This window comes from Salinicola lusitanus, from assembly GCF_003206045.1.
GTDB lineage: Bacteria > Pseudomonadota > Gammaproteobacteria > Pseudomonadales > Halomonadaceae > Salinicola > Salinicola lusitanus.
In genome coordinates this window covers 42,658-58,218 of sequence record NZ_PZJM01000006.1, presented here as the reverse complement: position 1 = coordinate 58,218, position 15,561 = coordinate 42,658, and the positions used below count along the sequence as shown (strand labels likewise).

Here is a 15,561-nt window from a genome sequence, read left to right as displayed (position 1 = left end):
GGTCATCGTCCAGCGCGGGGCATCAGTCGAACGGGTTGCGCAACACGATCGTCTCGTTACGGTCGGGGCCGGTGGAGATGATATCGATCGGCGTCCCCACCTCCTTCTCGAGAAAGGCGATATACGCCCGCGCGTTCGCCGGCAGATCATCGATGCTGCGTGCACCGATGGTCGACTCGTTCCAGCCCGGCAGATCGTGATAGAGCGGCTCGATCACCTCGTATCCCTCGGAGTCGACGGGATTGTCGATGGTCTCGCCATCCTTGCTGCGATAGCCGACACAGACCCGGATGTTCTCGAGGCCATCGAGGACATCGAGCTTGGTCAGGCAGATACCCGATACCGAGTTGATCTGCACCGCATGCCGCAGCGCCACGGCGTCGAACCAGCCACAGCGTCGCGCCCGCCCGGTGGTGGCGCCGAACTCGTGGCCCTTCTCCGCCAGGTGCCGACCGAATTCGTCGAACAGCTCGGTGGGGAAAGGACCGGACCCCACCCGGGTCGTGTAGGCCTTGGTGATGCCCAGCACGTAGTCGAGATAGAGCGGACCCACACCGGAACCGGTCGCGGTGCCGCCGGCGGTGGTGTTGGAACTGGTGACGTACGGATAGGTACCGTGATCGATGTCCAGCAGCGAGCCCTGGGCCCCCTCGAACAGAATGTTCTCGCCGGACTTGCGGATATCGTGCACCAGAGAGACCGTGTCGCAGACCATTGGCCGCAGCTCTTCAGCGAAGGCCATCGCCTGATCCAGCACTTCCTGGAAATCGACCGCCGGCTCGCCGTGATACCGGGTGAGCACGAAGTTGTGGTAGTCGAGCACCTCGCCCAGTTTTGACGCGAAACGCTCGCGATGCAGCATGTCGCCGAGCCGCAGGCCACGTCGCGCGACCTTGTCCTCGTACGCCGGGCCGATGCCGCGACCGGTGGTGCCGATCTTGGCGATCCCGCGGGCCTTCTCGCGCGCCTGGTCGAGACGGACGTGGTACGGCAGGATCAGCGGGCAGGCAGGCGACAACCGCAGGCGCTTGCGCACCGGCACGCCCTTGGCCTCCAGTTCCTTGATCTCCTCGATCAACGCTTCCGGCGACAGAACCACGCCGTTGCCGATCACGCAGATCTTGTCGTCGCGCAACACGCCGGAGGGAATCAGGTGCAGAACCGTCTTCTGACCATCGATCACCAGCGTGTGGCCGGCGTTGTGTCCACCCTGGAACCGCACCACGGCACTGGCAGACTCGGTCAGCAGATCGACGACCTTGCCCTTGCCCTCATCGCCCCACTGAGTACCCAATACGACTACGTTCTTGCCCATTGCTCTCGTCTCTTGATCAACCCGTCGCGATCCCGTCGTTCGTCGCGATCCATTCGCTGTCACCTTGTCGGCATCTCGCCGTCATCGGTCAATCCAGCGGCTCGGTACGCCACTCTCCCTCCTGGAGCACCAAATGGCGATTGCATCGGTGTGCACCCGGACCGGTCCGCTGGTCGGGCAGTGCCTGGATCACGCGCTCTCCCTGTGCCCTCAGGCGATTGATGGCGTCGTTCAGCGCCGCATCCTCGCGGTTCGGCGCCCAGATGCCATCGGTTGGCGGCTCGCGCTCGGCCAGGGTCGCCAACTGTTTGAGATCCATGGAAAAACCGGTAGCTGGGCGAGCTCGACCGAAGGCCTTCCCGGTATCGTCGTAGCGCCCGCCCTTGCTCAGTGCCTGGCCGTAACCCGGCACGTAGGCGGCAAACACCATACCGGTGTGGTACTGATAGCCACGAAGCTCGGCCAGATCGAAGTAGAAAGAGACCTCGGGGTGCTCCGCCACCACGCCACGATGCAACCGCACCAACTGGTCGAGGGCTTCCCGCACGGCGTCCGGCGCATCGGCCAGTGCCAGCCTGGCGTGCTCGAGAATCTCCGCGCCGCCATGTAGCCTGGGCAGCTCGCCGAGCATCCGCGCCAGGCCCGGGTCCGCGACGTTCGCGGCGACCAGCTCGTCGATGACGACGTACGCCTTGCGCTCGATGGCGTCGAAAAACGCCCGCTCGACCTCTTCGTTCCAGCCGATGCCGCGCACCAGTTCGCGATAGATCGCGATGTGGCTCAGGGCCAGATGGATCTCGCTGGCGCCCGCCGCTTCCAGGCTGGAAAGCGCCAGCCTCAATACCTCCAAATCGGCGTCGAGACCGGCATGACCGAAGAGCTCGACGCCGACCTGCATCGGACTCCGCCCGCCCTGGTGCTTGTCGGCCTGAGCACGCAGCACGGTCGTGCAGTAACAGAGTCGAACCGGACCCTGGCGCTTCAGCGAATGGGCATCCATCCGCGCCACCTGCGGCGTGACGTCGGCACTGGCCCCCATCATCCGACCGGTCAACTGGTCGGTCAGCTTGAACGTCTGCAGATCCAGATCCGTGCCGGTGCCCGTCAGCAGCGAATCGAGAAACTCGACCGGCGGCGGCATGACGAGGTCGTAGCCCCAGCGGTCGTACAGGTCGAGCAGCGTCCGACGCAACTCCTCCATCCGGGTCGCCTGCGGCGGCAATATTTCATCCATGCCGTCGGGAAGCAACCAGCGGTCAGCGATCGTCATGAGCTTGTCCTGCCAAGCGGTGATTCGGTAGTGATCGGGTGCCAAGGCGAACTTGCCCACCCCGTGATAGTCGCGGCCGAGGCGCCATGGGGCGTGGCCCCGCGGCGCATCCCGGACTCGCGCCAGCGCCTGGCTCGGCGTCGCCGAGAGTGATGGCACCGATACAGGCCGCACAAAAAAGCCGGGCGAAACCCGGCTAGACGATGTTACCACGAAACGCCCGCGGAAAAATCCCGCGGGCGTCCGTTTTCCACACTATTCGCGGCTGATGCCACTCACGGCGCCGAGGTCCCGTCAGGGGTCGGATTCTTCAGGTAGCGGAAGAAGTCGCTGTTGTCGGGGCTCAACACCAGCAGATCCTTTCCTTCGCCACTGAAGCTGTCGCGGTAGGCCTGCATCGAGCGGTAGAAGGAGAAGAAATCCGGTGCCTGCTGATAGGCACTGGCGTAGATCTTCGCCGCCTGGGCATCGCCCTCACCTCGCGTGGTCTCCGCTTCCTGACGTCCATTCGCCAGAATTTCCTGGCGCTGACGGTCGGCATCGGCACGGATCGCCTCGGCCTGCTGAGAGCCCTCCGCACGATAGGTCCGTGCAGCGCGCTCGCGCTCCGAGTTCATCCGCTCGTAGACGGCCTGGGTCACTTCGGGCGGAAGCTCGATACGCTTGACGCGGATGTCGAGGATATGGACGCCAAGCTCGTCGCGCATGGCCTGATCGAGCTGTTGCACCGGCTCGACCATGAGCTCTTCCCGGGCACCCTCGACGGTATCGGCCCCCTTGTCCTCTCCCACCAGTTGCTGGTTGTCGCTCTCTGCCGCGATCCGCTCCTGGATGATGGATGACATCTCGGTCTGACCGAACTTGTTGCGCAGCGCCTCGTCGGTTCGCGGCGCGATCAGGTTCTCGGCGACCTGGATATTGCCCCGGGTCGCTTCGTAAAACTGCTGCGGATCGGCGATCTTCCATTTCACGAAGGAGTCGACGATCACCGCCTTGGAGTCGGCAGTCAGATAGCGCGTCGCACTGGAGTCCACCGTCTGCACGCGGACGTCGAAGATACGAACCGTGTTGAACACCGGCAGCTTGAAATGCAGGCCGGGGCCGATATCGTTTTCGATCACTTCACCAAAACGCAGCTTGATGGCGCGTTCGGTCTCGTTGACGACGTAGAAACTGGCGCTGGCGAACCATGCCAGCAAGGCCAGGATGATGACGCCAATCAGGGCGCGGTTATTAAACATTAGCGACCCTCCCGCAGGCTGGAACTACGCGTCGGCTGCTGCGAGCCACTGTTCATGTGATCGACTACCTGGCGTGATATCTGTTCGAGCTGCTGCATGCTCATCGACGATGAACCGCTTTTGCCACTGGCATTGCCACCCGCCTGCATCTGGTTGAGCGGCAGTACCGTCACGGCATTGCTGTCACCCAGGTCGACGAGCGCCTTCGGCGTATTGCTCAGCACCTGGCTGATGGTTTCCAGATAGAGGCGTTGCCGGGTCACGTCCGGTGCCTGGCGGTATTCGCCCAGCAGCGAGTTGAAGCGATTGGTCTGGCCGGTGGCATCCGACACGATGGCCGCCTTGTAGCCGTTGGCCTCCTCGACCAGCCGCTGTTTCTGACCCTTGGCCTCGAGCACGACGGCCTGGCTGTAGGCATTGGCCTGGTTGATCGAGCGTTGACGCTCCTCGCGGGCGCGGATGACGTCGTCGAAGGCATTCTGGACCTGGTCCGGTGGCGCCGTCGATTCGACGTTGACCGTCTGCAGGCGCAGGCCAGTGCCGTAGGCGTCCATGTAGGCGGTCAGGCGATCGAAGATGCGCTGCCCCAGCCGATCCCGGCCAGTGGTGAGAATCTCCTGCAGATGCATGTTGCCCACTTCCTGGCGCAGGGCAGAGTCCATCGCGTTCTGCAGCGTCATTTCCGGCTCGTTGACGTTGACCAGGAAGGCATGCGCATCGCTCACCACATACTGGGTCGACACGCTGACGCGAACGATATTCTCGTCGCTGGTCAGCATCGAGTCCGTCTGCGTGGCGGAGCGAATGCTGGTCACGTTGACGTTGTCCACCCGATCGATGATCGGCGGATTCCAGTGCAGGCCGGGATTCAAGGTGTCGGTGTACTTGCCGAGACGGAACACCACGCCGCGCTCGGACTGGTCGATCAGGTGGAAACCCGAACCGGCCCAGATCACGGCCGCAACGATCAGCACCAGGATCGGCAGCACGAACGGGTTGCGCTTGCCGCCACCGCCGCCAGCGCTATCCCCGCCCCCGGAGCCCGAACGCTTGCCGCGCCCGCCCAGCAGACGATTGATCTTGTCCTGAAATTTCTTCAGCGCTTCATCGAGGTCCGGCGGCCCCTGATTGCCGCCACCGTTGTTGCCACCATTACCACCCGGACGCCGGCCCCCTCCGCCGCCCCAGGGGTCCTGCTGGTTGTTGCCACCACCAGGCTCATTCCAAGCCATACCTAGTCTCCAATGATGCGATCAAAGCGTTGCGTCAGGCCGAAGCATTACGCATGGCATCGGGAGCGTGAGCCGCCGTGGCGTTGCACTCGCGTGCAAAGGGTTTGTTCGAACCGAGATCGAACCCTCGTTACCCTGCATCGTTCGGGTCCGGTTCCCGGACCACGAAGCTCCCCTGCGTCGTTTTTGTCACCTCAAACCCGTTGCCAATCGGCAACCGGTGTCTTTTCCGAGGTGGGTAAATAGTCGTCGGCGCGTTCGCCCAAGCGAGCCATCATCTGCATAAACTCCCGCCGGGGCAAGCGAATCTCCAGATTCGAATGTCCCTGTTCGTCGAACGCTTCGTTCTGCACCGCCTGCAAGTCGTGCAGCGCCGCTCGTAGTCGACCCTGCTCGGGTGTCAGCGTCAAGCGGATATCCAGGATATCCTCGGCCAGCCACTCGCCGAGCGCCTCGCGCAGCAGCTCGAGCCCCTCGCCGTCGCGGGCGGAGAGCCATACGACCTGGGGGAATCCATGCTCGTCGCGCTCGATGCGCGGCGACGTTCCCAGCAGGTCGATCTTGTTCATCACCAGCAGACGGGGTACTTCATCGGCGTCGATCTCCGACAGCACGCTGTCGACCTGGGCGACGTTGAGCTCGCGGTCCGGGTCGGCGGCGTCGATCACGTGGACGATCAGGCTCGCCTCCGTGGCCTCCTGCAGCGTGGCCTGGAACGCCTCGACCAGCTTGTGCGGCAGGTGCCGGATGAACCCGACCGTATCCGCCAGCACCACGTCGCCGACATCCGGCACGTCGAGCCGGCGCAGAGTCGGATCGAGCGTGGCGAACAGCTGATCGGCGGCGTACACCTCGGAGGCGGTGATCGAGTTGAACAGGGTCGATTTGCCAGCGTTGGTGTAACCCACCAGCGACACGCTGGGCACCTCCGCCCGCGCTCTGGCACGGCGGTTCTGATCGCGCTGCTTGCGTACCTTGTCGAGGCGCTTGTGGATCGACTTGATCCGGCCACGCAGCAGGCGACGGTCGGTCTCGAGCTGGGTCTCGCCGGGCCCGCGCAGACCGATACCGCCCTTCTGCCGCTCCAGGTGCGTCCACCCTCTCACCAGGCGCGTGGACATGTATTCGAGCTGGGCCAGCTCGACCTGGAGCTTGCCTTCGTGGGTTCGCGCGCGCTGCGCGAAGATATCGAGAATCAGGCCCGTTCTGTCGAGCACGCGACACTGGAGCGTACGCTCGAGGTTACGCTGCTGGGAGGGAGACAGGGCATGATTGAAAATGACCAGTTCGGCATGATGGGCCTCGAGCGCGGTCTTGACCTCGTCGAGTTTGCCACTGCCGATGAAGGAACGAGGATCGGGGCGGCGCCGACTGCCCTGAATCAGGGTAGCCGACTCCGCCCCGGCGGAGCGCACCAGTTCCAGGAGTTCACCCGGATCTTCGCGCTCCTGCTCGTCCTGAAAGTCCACATGGACCAGAATCGCCGTTTCGCCGGCGTCGGGACGTTCGAAAAACAATCACAACCTCTCGATTAGCTATCGAGTCCGGGTGCTGCGTTGGGATCCTGCGGCGGCAACCGGACGTTACGGGACGGCACGACCGTCGAAATGGCATGCTTGTAGACCATCTGACTGACGGTGTTGCGCAGCAGGATGACGAATTGATCGAAGGACTCGATCTGACCCTGCAACTTGATGCCGTTGACCAGAAAAATGGAAACCGGGATGCGCTCCTTGCGCAGAATATTCAGGTACGGATCCTGAAGGGACTGTCCTTTGGACATGTTGCTCTCCCTAATGCTGTTATGAATAGTGCTGTTTTAGTTGGGCGGCGATTCGTTCTGACTCGGCATCACACCGGCGGCATCGCTTGCCGCAAGTATAGGTCTGGACGAAGCCCGCCATTTTACGCTAACTGCCGTGCTCACGCACGATTTTCGCAATCTTCCCATCGACGTCCGGTGCGCAGCTGTCGACCCAGTGCAGATCGGGCCAGCGCCGCAACCAGGTCAACTGACGCTTGGCCAGTTGACGCGTGGCGGCGATGCCACGCTCACGCAGTGCGTCGCGATCATAGGCACCTTCGAGATGCTCCCAAGCCTGCCTGTAGCCGACGCTGCGCATCGATGGCAGATCCGCGTGGAGATCGCCCCGCTGTTTCAATGTAGCCACTTCCGCGACGAATCCACCAGCGAGCATGGCATCGAAACGCCGCGCGATGCGTTCGTGCAGCACGCTGCGCTCGGCAGGCGCGAGAGCTATGGACAACAGTCGCCAGGGAAAGTTTTCCGGCTGCTGGCGCCGCCAGTGCTCGGAGAGCGTCACGCCACTGAGCCGAAACACCTCGAGCGCCCGGATCAGGCGTTGCCGGTTGCGCGGATGGATCGCCTCGGCGGCCTGGGGATCGACTTGCGCAAGTTCCGCGTGGAGCGTCTCGAAGCCCTCGCGCTCGCCGCGCCGACGAAGTCGCTCGCGCAGCTGCGGGTCGGCGGCGGGCATGGCGGCCACCCCCTCGACGAGACGCTTGGCGTACATCATGGTCCCGCCCACCAGCAGCGGCATTTTGCCGCAGGCGCTGATCTTCTCCATCTCGATCAGGGCGTCGCGGCGAAAATCAGCGGCGGTGTAGATCTCCGCCGGATCGCGAATGTCGATCAGCCGGTGCGGCGCCCGCGCCAGCTCGGCCGGAGACGGCTTGGCCGTCCCGATATCCATGCCCCGGTAGACCATGGCGGAGTCGACGCTGATCAGTTCGGCCCCCAGCCGCTCGTGCAGCGCGATAGCGCTGTCGGTCTTGCCCGAGGCGGTCGGGCCGAGCAGCAGAATCGCCAGCGGTCGGTCGTCCCGGCGCGAATGCTCCGACGATGGCAAAGCGGACGAGGCGTCGTTCACGCGGTCACTGCCCCCGAAGAAACAGCTTGTCGAGCTGCGCCATCGACATCTCGGTCCAGGTGGGTCGACCGTGATTGCACTGCCCGCTGCGCTCGGTTCGCTCCATGTCCCGCAGCAGCGCGTTCATCTCCGGCAGGGTCAGCAGCCGGTTGGCGCGCACGCTGCCGTGGCAGGCCATGGTGCTGAGCAGCTCGTTGATGCGGGTCTCGAGACGGTCGGAGCGGCCAAACTTTTCGAGATCGCCGAGCATGTCCCGCACCAGCGGCTCGATGTCCGCGTCGGCCAGCAGTGCGGGAACCTGGCGGATCAGCAGTGTCTCCGGACCGGCAGCATCGAGCACGACCCCCAGCCGGGCGAACGCTTCGCGCTCCTGTTCCGCCACTTCTGCCTCACCCGCGCTGACCGCCATGGAGACCGGCACCAGTAGCGGCTGGGCATCGAGCGCGCCCGCGTGAATCTGCTGCTTCATGCGCTCGTAGACGATCCGTTCGTGGGCGGCATGCATGTCGACGATCACCATGCCGCGCTCGGTCTGCGCCAGGATATAGACGCCATGCAACTGCGCCACTGCGTACCCCAGCGGCGGTGCCTGGGTGTCGTCCGTCGCCGGCAGGGTGGTCACCGCTGCCGGCGAGCGCTCGTCCTGGGCGACGCTGGCCGCTTCGCCGCCGGGCGCGCCAGCGCCTGCTTCCCGCGGCGTGAGAAGCGTCGATTCATGATCCGGATGCAGCGCGTGATAACCGGCCATGAATTCGCGAATGCGCTGCGTCCCGGGCCGGCTCTGCCCCACTTGTGCCCCCGGCGAGTGCTGCCCGGCCAGCGCCATCCGCTGTTGCTGCCAGTCCGGGGAGTCGTCCCCGGCCAACGGGTGTGCCGGATTGCCCGGCCGTGGCGAGGCCGTGGCGACCGTCATGTCGGCGGCAGACTCGTGCGCGCCCTCCTCACCGCTTTCCGCCACCGCATCACTGGGCTTCACCGAGGCCAGCGCGCGGTGCAGGCTCGAGAACAGGAAATCGTGGACCAGGCGCCCGTCGCGGAAGCGCACCTCGTGCTTGGTCGGATGGACATTGACGTCCACCACCCGCGGATCGAGCTCCAGGTAGAGTACGAACACCGGGTGTCGGCCGTGAAACATCACGTCGCGATAGGCCTGACGAATGGCATGGGCGACCAGCCGGTCCCGGACGATGCGGCCGTTGACGAAGAAATACTGCTGATCGGCCTGGGCCCGCGAATGGGTCGGCTGGCCGACCCAGCCCCACAGGCGCAGCCCTGTGGCTTCCAGGTCGACGTGAAGCGCTTCATCGAGGAAACGTCTGCTCAGCAGGGAGCCGATTCGGCGCTCGCGCCCGGCCTGATCCGACGCCACGGCGGGCAGCTGATGCACCACCTTCTGGTTGTGCCGCAGCACCCAGGCAATATCGAAACGGGACAACGCCAGCCGCCGGAACGCCTCCTCGACGTGGCCGAACTCGGTCTTCTCGGTACGCAGGAACTTGCGCCGCGCGGGCGTGTTGAAGAACAGGTCGCGCACCAGCACCGAGGTACCCCTCGGGTGGGGCGCGGGGGTGACCCGGGGCTCCATCTGGCGCCCCTCGGCGACCACCCGCCAGCCTCCGGCGGGGTCGTCGGCGGCGTTGGAAATCAGTTCCAGCCGCGAGACCGAGCTGATCGAGGCCAGCGCCTCGCCACGAAACCCCAGGCTGGAGACGTCCTCGAGATCCTCGAGCGAGGCGATCTTGCTGGTCGCGTGGCGGGACAGCGCCAGCGGCAGATCCTCCTCGCCGATGCCGATGCCATCGTCGCGCACCCGGATCAGCCGGGAACCGCCCGCCTCGAGCTCCACCTCGATGCGCTGGCTGCCGGCATCGATGGCGTTCTCGACGATCTCCTTGACCACCGACGCCGGACGCTCGACGACCTCCCCCGCGGCGATCTGGTTGGCCAGGCGGGGGTCGAGTATGCGGATGCGTGACGACTCGCTCATCGACGGTCTCCTGCGGCTTTCGCTTCGATTGCCCTCATCATGGAATGGTCAACACCTGCCCTACCCGCAGGATATCGCTGTCCAGTCCATTGGCCTGCTTCAGCGCCTTCATGCTGATGTTGTGGCTCGCTGCCACCTGGGACAAGGAGTCGCCTCGCTGGACGCGGTATTCATTGCTGGCACCGCCACGCCCCTGATCCCGCTGCCACGCCAGCAGACTCGAGGGCGGCGGATGCTGGCGGAAGTGGGCCACGATCCCGTCGTAGATCGCCTGGGCCAGCTTGGCCTGGTGCGCGGAGGACTTGAGCTGGGCCTCCTCGCGCGGGTTCGAGATGAACCCGGTTTCCACCAGCAGCGACGGAATGTCGGGTGACTTCAGCACCACGAAACCGGCCTGCTCGACACTCGACTTGTGCAGCTTGTTGATTCGCCCGAGCTGGTCGATCACCTGCCCGCCGGTCGCCAGCGAGTCGTTCATCGTCGCGGTCATGGTCAGATCGAGCAGCACGCCGCGCAATACCTCGTCCTTGTCGTCCAGGCTCAAGTTGCCATCGACACCGCCGATCAGATCCGACTGGTTCTCGCTTGCCGCCAGCCACCGTGCGGTCTCCGAGGTCGCCCCCCCTTGAGAAAGCGCATAGACCGAGCTGCCGGATGGCTGGCTGCTGCGCACCGCATCGGCGTGCACCGAGACGAAGAAATCGGCTTTCTGCTGGCGCGCGATCAGGGTGCGCTGGCGCAGGCCGATGTAGTAGTCGCCATCTCGGGTCAGAAAGGCCTTGAATCCCGGCGTCTGATCGAAGCGCTGCTTGAGCTTGCGTGCGATATCCAGCACGACGTCTTTCTCCCGGGTACCGTGGGGACCGATCGCACCGGGGTCCTCGCCGCCATGACCGGGGTCCACGGCGATGATGATGTCCCGCTTGGGATGGGGCTGGGCCTCGACGGCGGATGCCACCACTTCGGCCTGCTCCGGATTGCCCTCGGCCACGGCCTCCTTCTGCGCCCGCTGCGCGGCGATCTCCTGATCCCGGATCATCGCCTCGATCGGATCGATGGGATTCTTGACCGCGCTGGCGCCGGGATAGTCGAGGTCGACCACCAGCCGAGCGCTGTACTGCTCGTTGGGCGGCAGCGTGAAACTCTTGGGTACCACGGCCCGATTGACGTCGAGCACGACCCGCAGCCCACCGCTCTCGCGTACACCGGTGCGCACCTTGGAGATGGCGCTGTCGTCCAGATCCAGCTTGTCGACATCGAAATCCAGGTCGGTGCTGTCGAGATCGATCACGACACGGTCCGGGCCGTCGAGCGTGAAGACGTTAGCGTTGACCGGCCCCGACATGTCGAATACCAGTCTGACGTGATCGGGCGCCGACCACAGCCGCATGTTGTGGACTTCCACCGCCTGCGCCTGCACGGCCGTGCCCAGGCAGCAGAGAGACACCAGCGCCGTCACCGCTGCCCGCCCATACCTCCCGAGACGATCTATCCGGCTTCCGACGAAACGGTTCATGGCCGACCCGGCCAACCTCACTGACATGGCCAGCGAGCAGATCCACACCAGTAGCAGTAGCGCATACCCGATCCCACCGGCGATTCGTGACGGGACCTCGCGACGGACGGTCACGACCGCGGCCGACATCTCTCGAGCGTCTTTCAGCATTCATCTTCCTTGTGACTCAAGCTCGCCGGCATTGCCGCCAAGACGGCTCTTCCCTGTTGACTGTAAGCAGTTCCCGACACCCGCCGGCCACCACCGGAGACCAGTTGCAGATGAATCTCCAGATCCGGGGCCGGCAACCAGCCCGCGCCACGGCTCGGCCACTCGATCAGGCACAGTGCGTCGCTGCCCAGCATGTCGCGAGCGCCCATGAACTCCAGCTCTTCGGGGTCACCGAGGCGATAGAGGTCGAAATGAAAGATTCGGGCCGACGCGGTCTCGTAGGGCTCGACGAGCGTATAGGTCGGACTCTTGACCGCACCCCCATGGCCATAGGCCCGGAGTATGCCCCGCGCCAGCGTGGTCTTGCCGGCGCCAAGCTCACCGATCAGATGAACCTGACCACGACCGGCCAGGGCCCGGCCCAGCGTTTCACCAAAGGCCACCTGGGCGGCTTCGTCGTTAAGCGTGATCGGCATGACTCGAGACAGGTTGAGGGTTGACCAAAGTTCGCGCATAGGATGCCAGATCAGTCGCCAGCAAACCACGCTCGCCGGCATCCAGCGCCGCCGCGTCCGCCGCGAGGGCATGGACCAGCACGCCGATCCGTGCAGCCTCCTCGAGCGATCCGAGCTGGCCGGCCAGCCCGGCGATGATGCCGGTCAGCGCATCGCCCATCCCGCCGCTGGCCATGCCGGGATTGCCGAACGGACAGAGCGTGAGCCGCTCGCCGTCGTAGACCAGCGTACCCGCGCCCTTGAGCACGATCGTGCCACCCCAGCGCCGTTGCAGGGCGATCACGGCTGCCGGCCGATCCCGCTCCACCTCGGCGGTGGACATTCCCAGCAGTCGTCCTGCCTCCCCGGGATGCGGCGTCAGCACCCAGTCGTCGCAGTGGCCGCCGCTCTCCTCCCGAGCCAGCAGGTTGAGCGCATCGGCGTCGACCACGCAGGGCTTGTCGGCGTCGAGCACGCTCTGAAGTGCCGCCTGCCCCCAGGCACCGCTACCGATGCCCGGACCGATGGCCACCGTGTCGGCGGAGTCGATCATCGTGGCCAGATCCGGCGCGCCACGCACGCCTCGCGCCATGATCTCGGGGAACCGGGTCAGGCTGGCCGAGACATGAGCGGCGTCGGTGGCCAGACTGACCTTGCCGGCACCGACGCGTGCCGCCATCTCGCTGGTCATCAGCGCCGCCCCGCCCATTCCCGGTGCGCCGGCCACGACCAGTACGTGGCCGTAATTCCCCTTGTGGCCGCTGGGCTTCCGCGGTGGCAGGGCCCGGGCCAGATCCTCACGCGTCTGCAGCCAGGCGACCGGTGTGATATCGCCATGTGACTGGGGATCGACGCCCAGCGAGGCGCAGATCACATCGCCGACCACGTCCAGCGCCGCGCCGGTGTGCAGTCCCAGCTTGTCGCCGATGAAGGTGACCGTCAGCGTCGCCACCACCGCTTCCGTCTCGACGTGACCGGTATCGACATCGACTCCCGACGGTACATCCAGTGCCATCACCGGGCAGCCGCTGGCATTGACCTCGGCGATCGCCGCGGCATAAGGCGCGCGCGGTGCGCCTTGGGCACCGGTCCCCAGCATCGCGTCGACCATCAGCTCCCCGTCCAGCGTCAGCTCGTCATTCCACGCCACCGGCACGACGCCCGCTTCCGCCGCCAACTCGGCGGCTCGCCGCGCATCGCCCTCGAGCTCGGCCACCGGCTTCAGCGCCACCAGTTCGACCGCTACACCATCGGCGGCAGCCAGCGCGGCGACCATATAGCCATCGCCCCCATTGTTGCCTCCGCCGCAGAGCACACAGAGGCGACGGATACCCGGCCACCGGGCACATAACGCCTCGTAGGTCGATTCGCCGGCGCGCCGCATCAAGGCGAAGCCCTCGCCCTCGGCCTCGATGGTGCGGCGATCCAGTTCACGGACCTGACCGGCGAGATAGAGCGGGCGCTGAGAAGAGGAGGCGGACATGGAGGCTCCTGTCGTGTTCCGAAAGATGGCGAACAATCCTGGTGTGGCTATCGATGAACGACGCCGCCAAACGCCGTGACCGGCATCCGGCGGACGTTCGACCGGCTGGTGCTGGTGGTGTAGGGTAGCGCACCCGACACTCCCACCTCTGCGTGCACTCCTGCGCTATGTCACAGCCATCCAGCGTCGATTTCAACGATCTCGCCTCACGCGTCAAGCAGTGGGGACGAGAACTCGGCTTCCAGGCGATCGGTATCACCGATACCGATCTACAGACCCATGAGCGCTATCTGCAGCGCTGGCTGGAGGCCGGACACCATGGCGAGATGGACTACATGGCCAAGCACGGGACCAAGCGAACACGGCCCGAGGAGCTGGTTCCCGGAACGCTGCGCGTGATCAGCGCGCGCCTGGATTATCTGCCGCCCGAGGTCGAGACCACCCGGGTACTGGGACAACCGCACAAGGCGTACGTTTCACGCTATGCCCTGGGGCGCGACTATCACAAACTGATCCGCAAGCGTCTCGACCAGCTGGCGCGCAGGATCGAGCAGGAGGTCGGCCGGATCGGCTATCGCGCCTTCGTCGACTCCGCCCCGGTCATGGAGCGCGCCCTGGCCCAGAAGGCCGGCCTGGGCTGGTTCGGCAAGAACGCCATGCTGTTGAATCCCCAGGCCGGCTCGCTGTTCTTCCTCGGGGAGCTCTACACCGACCTGCCGCTGCCGGTGGACCCGCCGTTCGAGCGCGAGCACTGCGGCTCCTGCAACAGTTGCCAGACCGCCTGCCCGACCGGGGCGATCATCGACGACAAGGTGATCGATGCGCGGCGCTGCATCTCCTACCTGACCATCGAGCTCCACGGCAGCATTCCGCTCGAATTTCGCCGTGCCATGGGCAACCGCGTCTACGGTTGCGACGACTGCCAGCTGTTCTGTCCTTTCACCCGCTTCACCCGCGTCAGCGCCGAGCCGGATTTCGCCCCGCGCCACGATCTCGACCGCGCGGAACTGATCGACCTGTTCGCCTGGAGCGAGAGCGAATTCCTCAAGCGCACCGAAGGCAGTCCGATCCGGCGCATCGGTTACCCGCGCTGGCTGCGCAACCTGGCCGTCGGCCTGGGCAATGCGCCCTGGAGCGAGCGCGTCGAGCACGCCCTGCGAGCTCGTCTGGCCTACCCCTCCGACCTGGTACGCGAGCACGTGCGCTGGGCACTGGAGGAGCAGCGGCACAAGCGTGAGGCGCGCATCGCCAGCGGCTGAGCGAGCCGCGCGGTTGAGGCGGCGATCAGCCGGGCAGCTTCAGAAACGTCTCGCGGTAGTGCTTGAGTTCCGCCAGCGACTCGCGAATATCGTCCAGGGCCTGATGGGTGTTCTGCTTGGTGAAGCCGTTGGCCGCCGCCGGATTCCAGCGCTTGGCCAGCTCCTTCAGCGTCGAGACGTCCAGGTTGCGATAGTGGAAGAAGTTGTTGAGCGTCGGCATCTCGCGCTCCAGGAAGCGCCGGTCCTGGTGGACGCTGTTGCCGCAGACTGGAGAGGTGCCGGGCACGACGTAGGTGGCCAGGAACGCCAGCGTGCGCCGCTCCGCCTCCGAGGTGTCGATGGTGCTCTCACGTACCCGCCGAACCAGTCCGGACTCGCCGTGCGTCTTCTGGTTCCATTCGTCCATCCCCTCGAGCAGTGCATCCGGCTGGTGCACTGCCAGTACCGGGCCTTCGGCGATCAGATTGAGCTCGCCGTCGGTGATCAGGGTCGCCACTTCGATGATGCGCTCCCGATCCGGGTCGAGACCGGTCATTTCCAGATCGATCCAGATCAGCAGATCGCGGCGGGCGCCAGCGGCGGATGGTTCAGACATGAACAACTCCAGAGTCGGTGTCCCCGGCCACACGGACGCGAGCGGACACGGCAGGTCGGTAACGGCTACAATGCCGCCATTCTACCCCCGTGACACGAGGAAGGGGCAAACGCCTGAGGTGAGCTTTC

General features: G+C 65.3%; 13 protein-coding genes. 1 reads left to right on the top strand and 12 read right to left on the bottom strand.

Annotation, left to right across the window (positions count from 1 at the left end; all coding sequences use genetic code 11):
- Positions 1-22 precede the first annotated feature (22 nt).
- From DOM45_RS11410 to DOM45_RS11360, 11 genes are all read right to left on the bottom strand, one after another.
- Complete coding sequence (locus DOM45_RS11410; RefSeq protein WP_110600644.1) at positions 23-1,315, bottom strand: adenylosuccinate synthase; 1,293 nt, start codon at positions 1,313-1,315, stop codon at positions 23-25.
- 88 nt (positions 1,316-1,403) lie between these two features.
- Positions 1,404-2,585, bottom strand: a complete 1,182-nt coding sequence (locus DOM45_RS11405) for an ATP phosphoribosyltransferase regulatory subunit (RefSeq protein ID WP_110601108.1) — start codon at positions 2,583-2,585, stop codon at positions 1,404-1,406.
- A 275-nt stretch (positions 2,586-2,860) separates the two neighbouring features.
- Positions 2,861-3,826, bottom strand: coding sequence for a protease modulator HflC (hflC, locus tag DOM45_RS11400; RefSeq protein ID WP_110600643.1), 966 nt, complete (start codon positions 3,824-3,826; stop codon positions 2,861-2,863).
- On the bottom strand, positions 3,826-5,058 hold the full coding sequence (gene hflK / locus DOM45_RS11395; protein ID WP_110600641.1) for an FtsH protease activity modulator HflK: 1,233 nt from the start codon (positions 5,056-5,058) through the stop codon (positions 3,826-3,828). Before hflK ends, hflC begins: the two co-directional genes overlap by 1 nt.
- Positions 5,059-5,252: 194 nt before the next feature.
- Entirely contained in the window at positions 5,253-6,575 is a 1,323-nt protein-coding gene (gene hflX / locus DOM45_RS11390; protein WP_110600639.1) for a ribosome rescue GTPase HflX, read from the bottom strand.
- A 14-nt stretch (positions 6,576-6,589) separates the two neighbouring features.
- Entirely contained in the window at positions 6,590-6,841 is a 252-nt protein-coding gene (hfq, locus tag DOM45_RS11385; RefSeq protein ID WP_110600638.1) for an RNA chaperone Hfq, read from the bottom strand.
- Positions 6,842-6,968: 127 nt separating this feature from the next.
- Positions 6,969-7,949 (bottom strand): tRNA (adenosine(37)-N6)-dimethylallyltransferase MiaA, encoded by a 981-nt coding sequence (gene miaA, locus DOM45_RS11380; RefSeq protein WP_240612367.1) that lies wholly within the window; start codon positions 7,947-7,949, stop codon positions 6,969-6,971.
- 4 nt (positions 7,950-7,953) lie between these two features.
- Positions 7,954-9,936 carry a DNA mismatch repair endonuclease MutL gene (mutL, locus tag DOM45_RS11375; RefSeq protein ID WP_110600634.1) on the bottom strand — a complete coding sequence of 661 codons (1,983 nt, stop codon included), beginning with the start codon at positions 9,934-9,936 and terminating at the stop codon, positions 7,954-7,956.
- A gap of 37 nt (positions 9,937-9,973) precedes the next feature.
- Positions 9,974-11,326, bottom strand: coding sequence for an N-acetylmuramoyl-L-alanine amidase (locus DOM45_RS11370; RefSeq protein WP_240612389.1), 1,353 nt, complete (start codon positions 11,324-11,326; stop codon positions 9,974-9,976).
- A gap of 269 nt (positions 11,327-11,595) precedes the next feature.
- A complete protein-coding gene (tsaE, locus tag DOM45_RS11365) occupies positions 11,596-12,078 on the bottom strand; it encodes a tRNA (adenosine(37)-N6)-threonylcarbamoyltransferase complex ATPase subunit type 1 TsaE (protein ID WP_110600632.1) in 483 nt (160 codons plus the stop codon).
- Positions 12,062-13,579, bottom strand: coding sequence for an NAD(P)H-hydrate dehydratase (locus tag DOM45_RS11360; RefSeq protein ID WP_110600630.1), 1,518 nt, complete (start codon positions 13,577-13,579; stop codon positions 12,062-12,064). The genes tsaE and DOM45_RS11360 overlap by 17 nt, the downstream gene beginning before the upstream one ends.
- 167 nt (positions 13,580-13,746) lie before the next feature.
- On the opposite strand from DOM45_RS11360, the gene queG reads away from it, so the two are divergent.
- Positions 13,747-14,838, top strand: coding sequence for a tRNA epoxyqueuosine(34) reductase QueG (queG, locus tag DOM45_RS11355; RefSeq protein WP_110600629.1), 1,092 nt, complete (start codon positions 13,747-13,749; stop codon positions 14,836-14,838).
- A gap of 25 nt (positions 14,839-14,863) precedes the next feature.
- Here the strand turns inward: queG and orn are convergent, their stop codons facing one another.
- A complete protein-coding gene (orn, locus tag DOM45_RS11350) occupies positions 14,864-15,433 on the bottom strand; it encodes an oligoribonuclease (RefSeq protein WP_110600627.1) in 570 nt (189 codons plus the stop codon).
- Between the last annotated feature and the right edge of the window lie 128 nt (positions 15,434-15,561).

Excerpts from the sequence above, each read along its gene's own strand:
- DOM45_RS11360 (WP_110600630.1), bottom strand. The coding sequence starts at position 13,579 with ATGTCCGCCTCCTCTTCTCAGCGCCCGCTCTATCTCGCCGGTCAGGTC.
- mutL (WP_110600634.1), bottom strand. The coding sequence starts at position 9,936 with ATGAGCGAGTCGTCACGCATCCGCATACTCGACCCCCGCCTGGCCAAC.
- DOM45_RS11410 (WP_110600644.1), bottom strand. The coding sequence starts at position 1,315 with ATGGGCAAGAACGTAGTCGTATTGGGTACTCAGTGGGGCGATGAGGGC.
- tsaE (WP_110600632.1), bottom strand. The coding sequence starts at position 12,078 with ATGCCGATCACGCTTAACGACGAAGCCGCCCAGGTGGCCTTTGGTGAA.
- hflK (WP_110600641.1), bottom strand. The coding sequence starts at position 5,058 with ATGGCTTGGAATGAGCCTGGTGGTGGCAACAACCAGCAGGACCCCTGG.
- orn (WP_110600627.1), bottom strand. The coding sequence starts at position 15,433 with ATGTCTGAACCATCCGCCGCTGGCGCCCGCCGCGATCTGCTGATCTGG.
- hfq (WP_110600638.1), bottom strand. The coding sequence starts at position 6,841 with ATGTCCAAAGGACAGTCCCTTCAGGATCCGTACCTGAATATTCTGCGC.
- queG (WP_110600629.1), top strand. The coding sequence starts at position 13,747 with ATGTCACAGCCATCCAGCGTCGATTTCAACGATCTCGCCTCACGCGTC.
- DOM45_RS11370 (WP_240612389.1), bottom strand. The coding sequence starts at position 11,326 with ATGCGGCTGTGGTCGGCGCCCGATCACGTCAGACTGGTATTCGACATG.
- hflC (WP_110600643.1), bottom strand. The coding sequence starts at position 3,826 with ATGTTTAATAACCGCGCCCTGATTGGCGTCATCATCCTGGCCTTGCTG.
- DOM45_RS11405 (WP_110601108.1), bottom strand. The coding sequence starts at position 2,585 with ATGACGATCGCTGACCGCTGGTTGCTTCCCGACGGCATGGATGAAATA.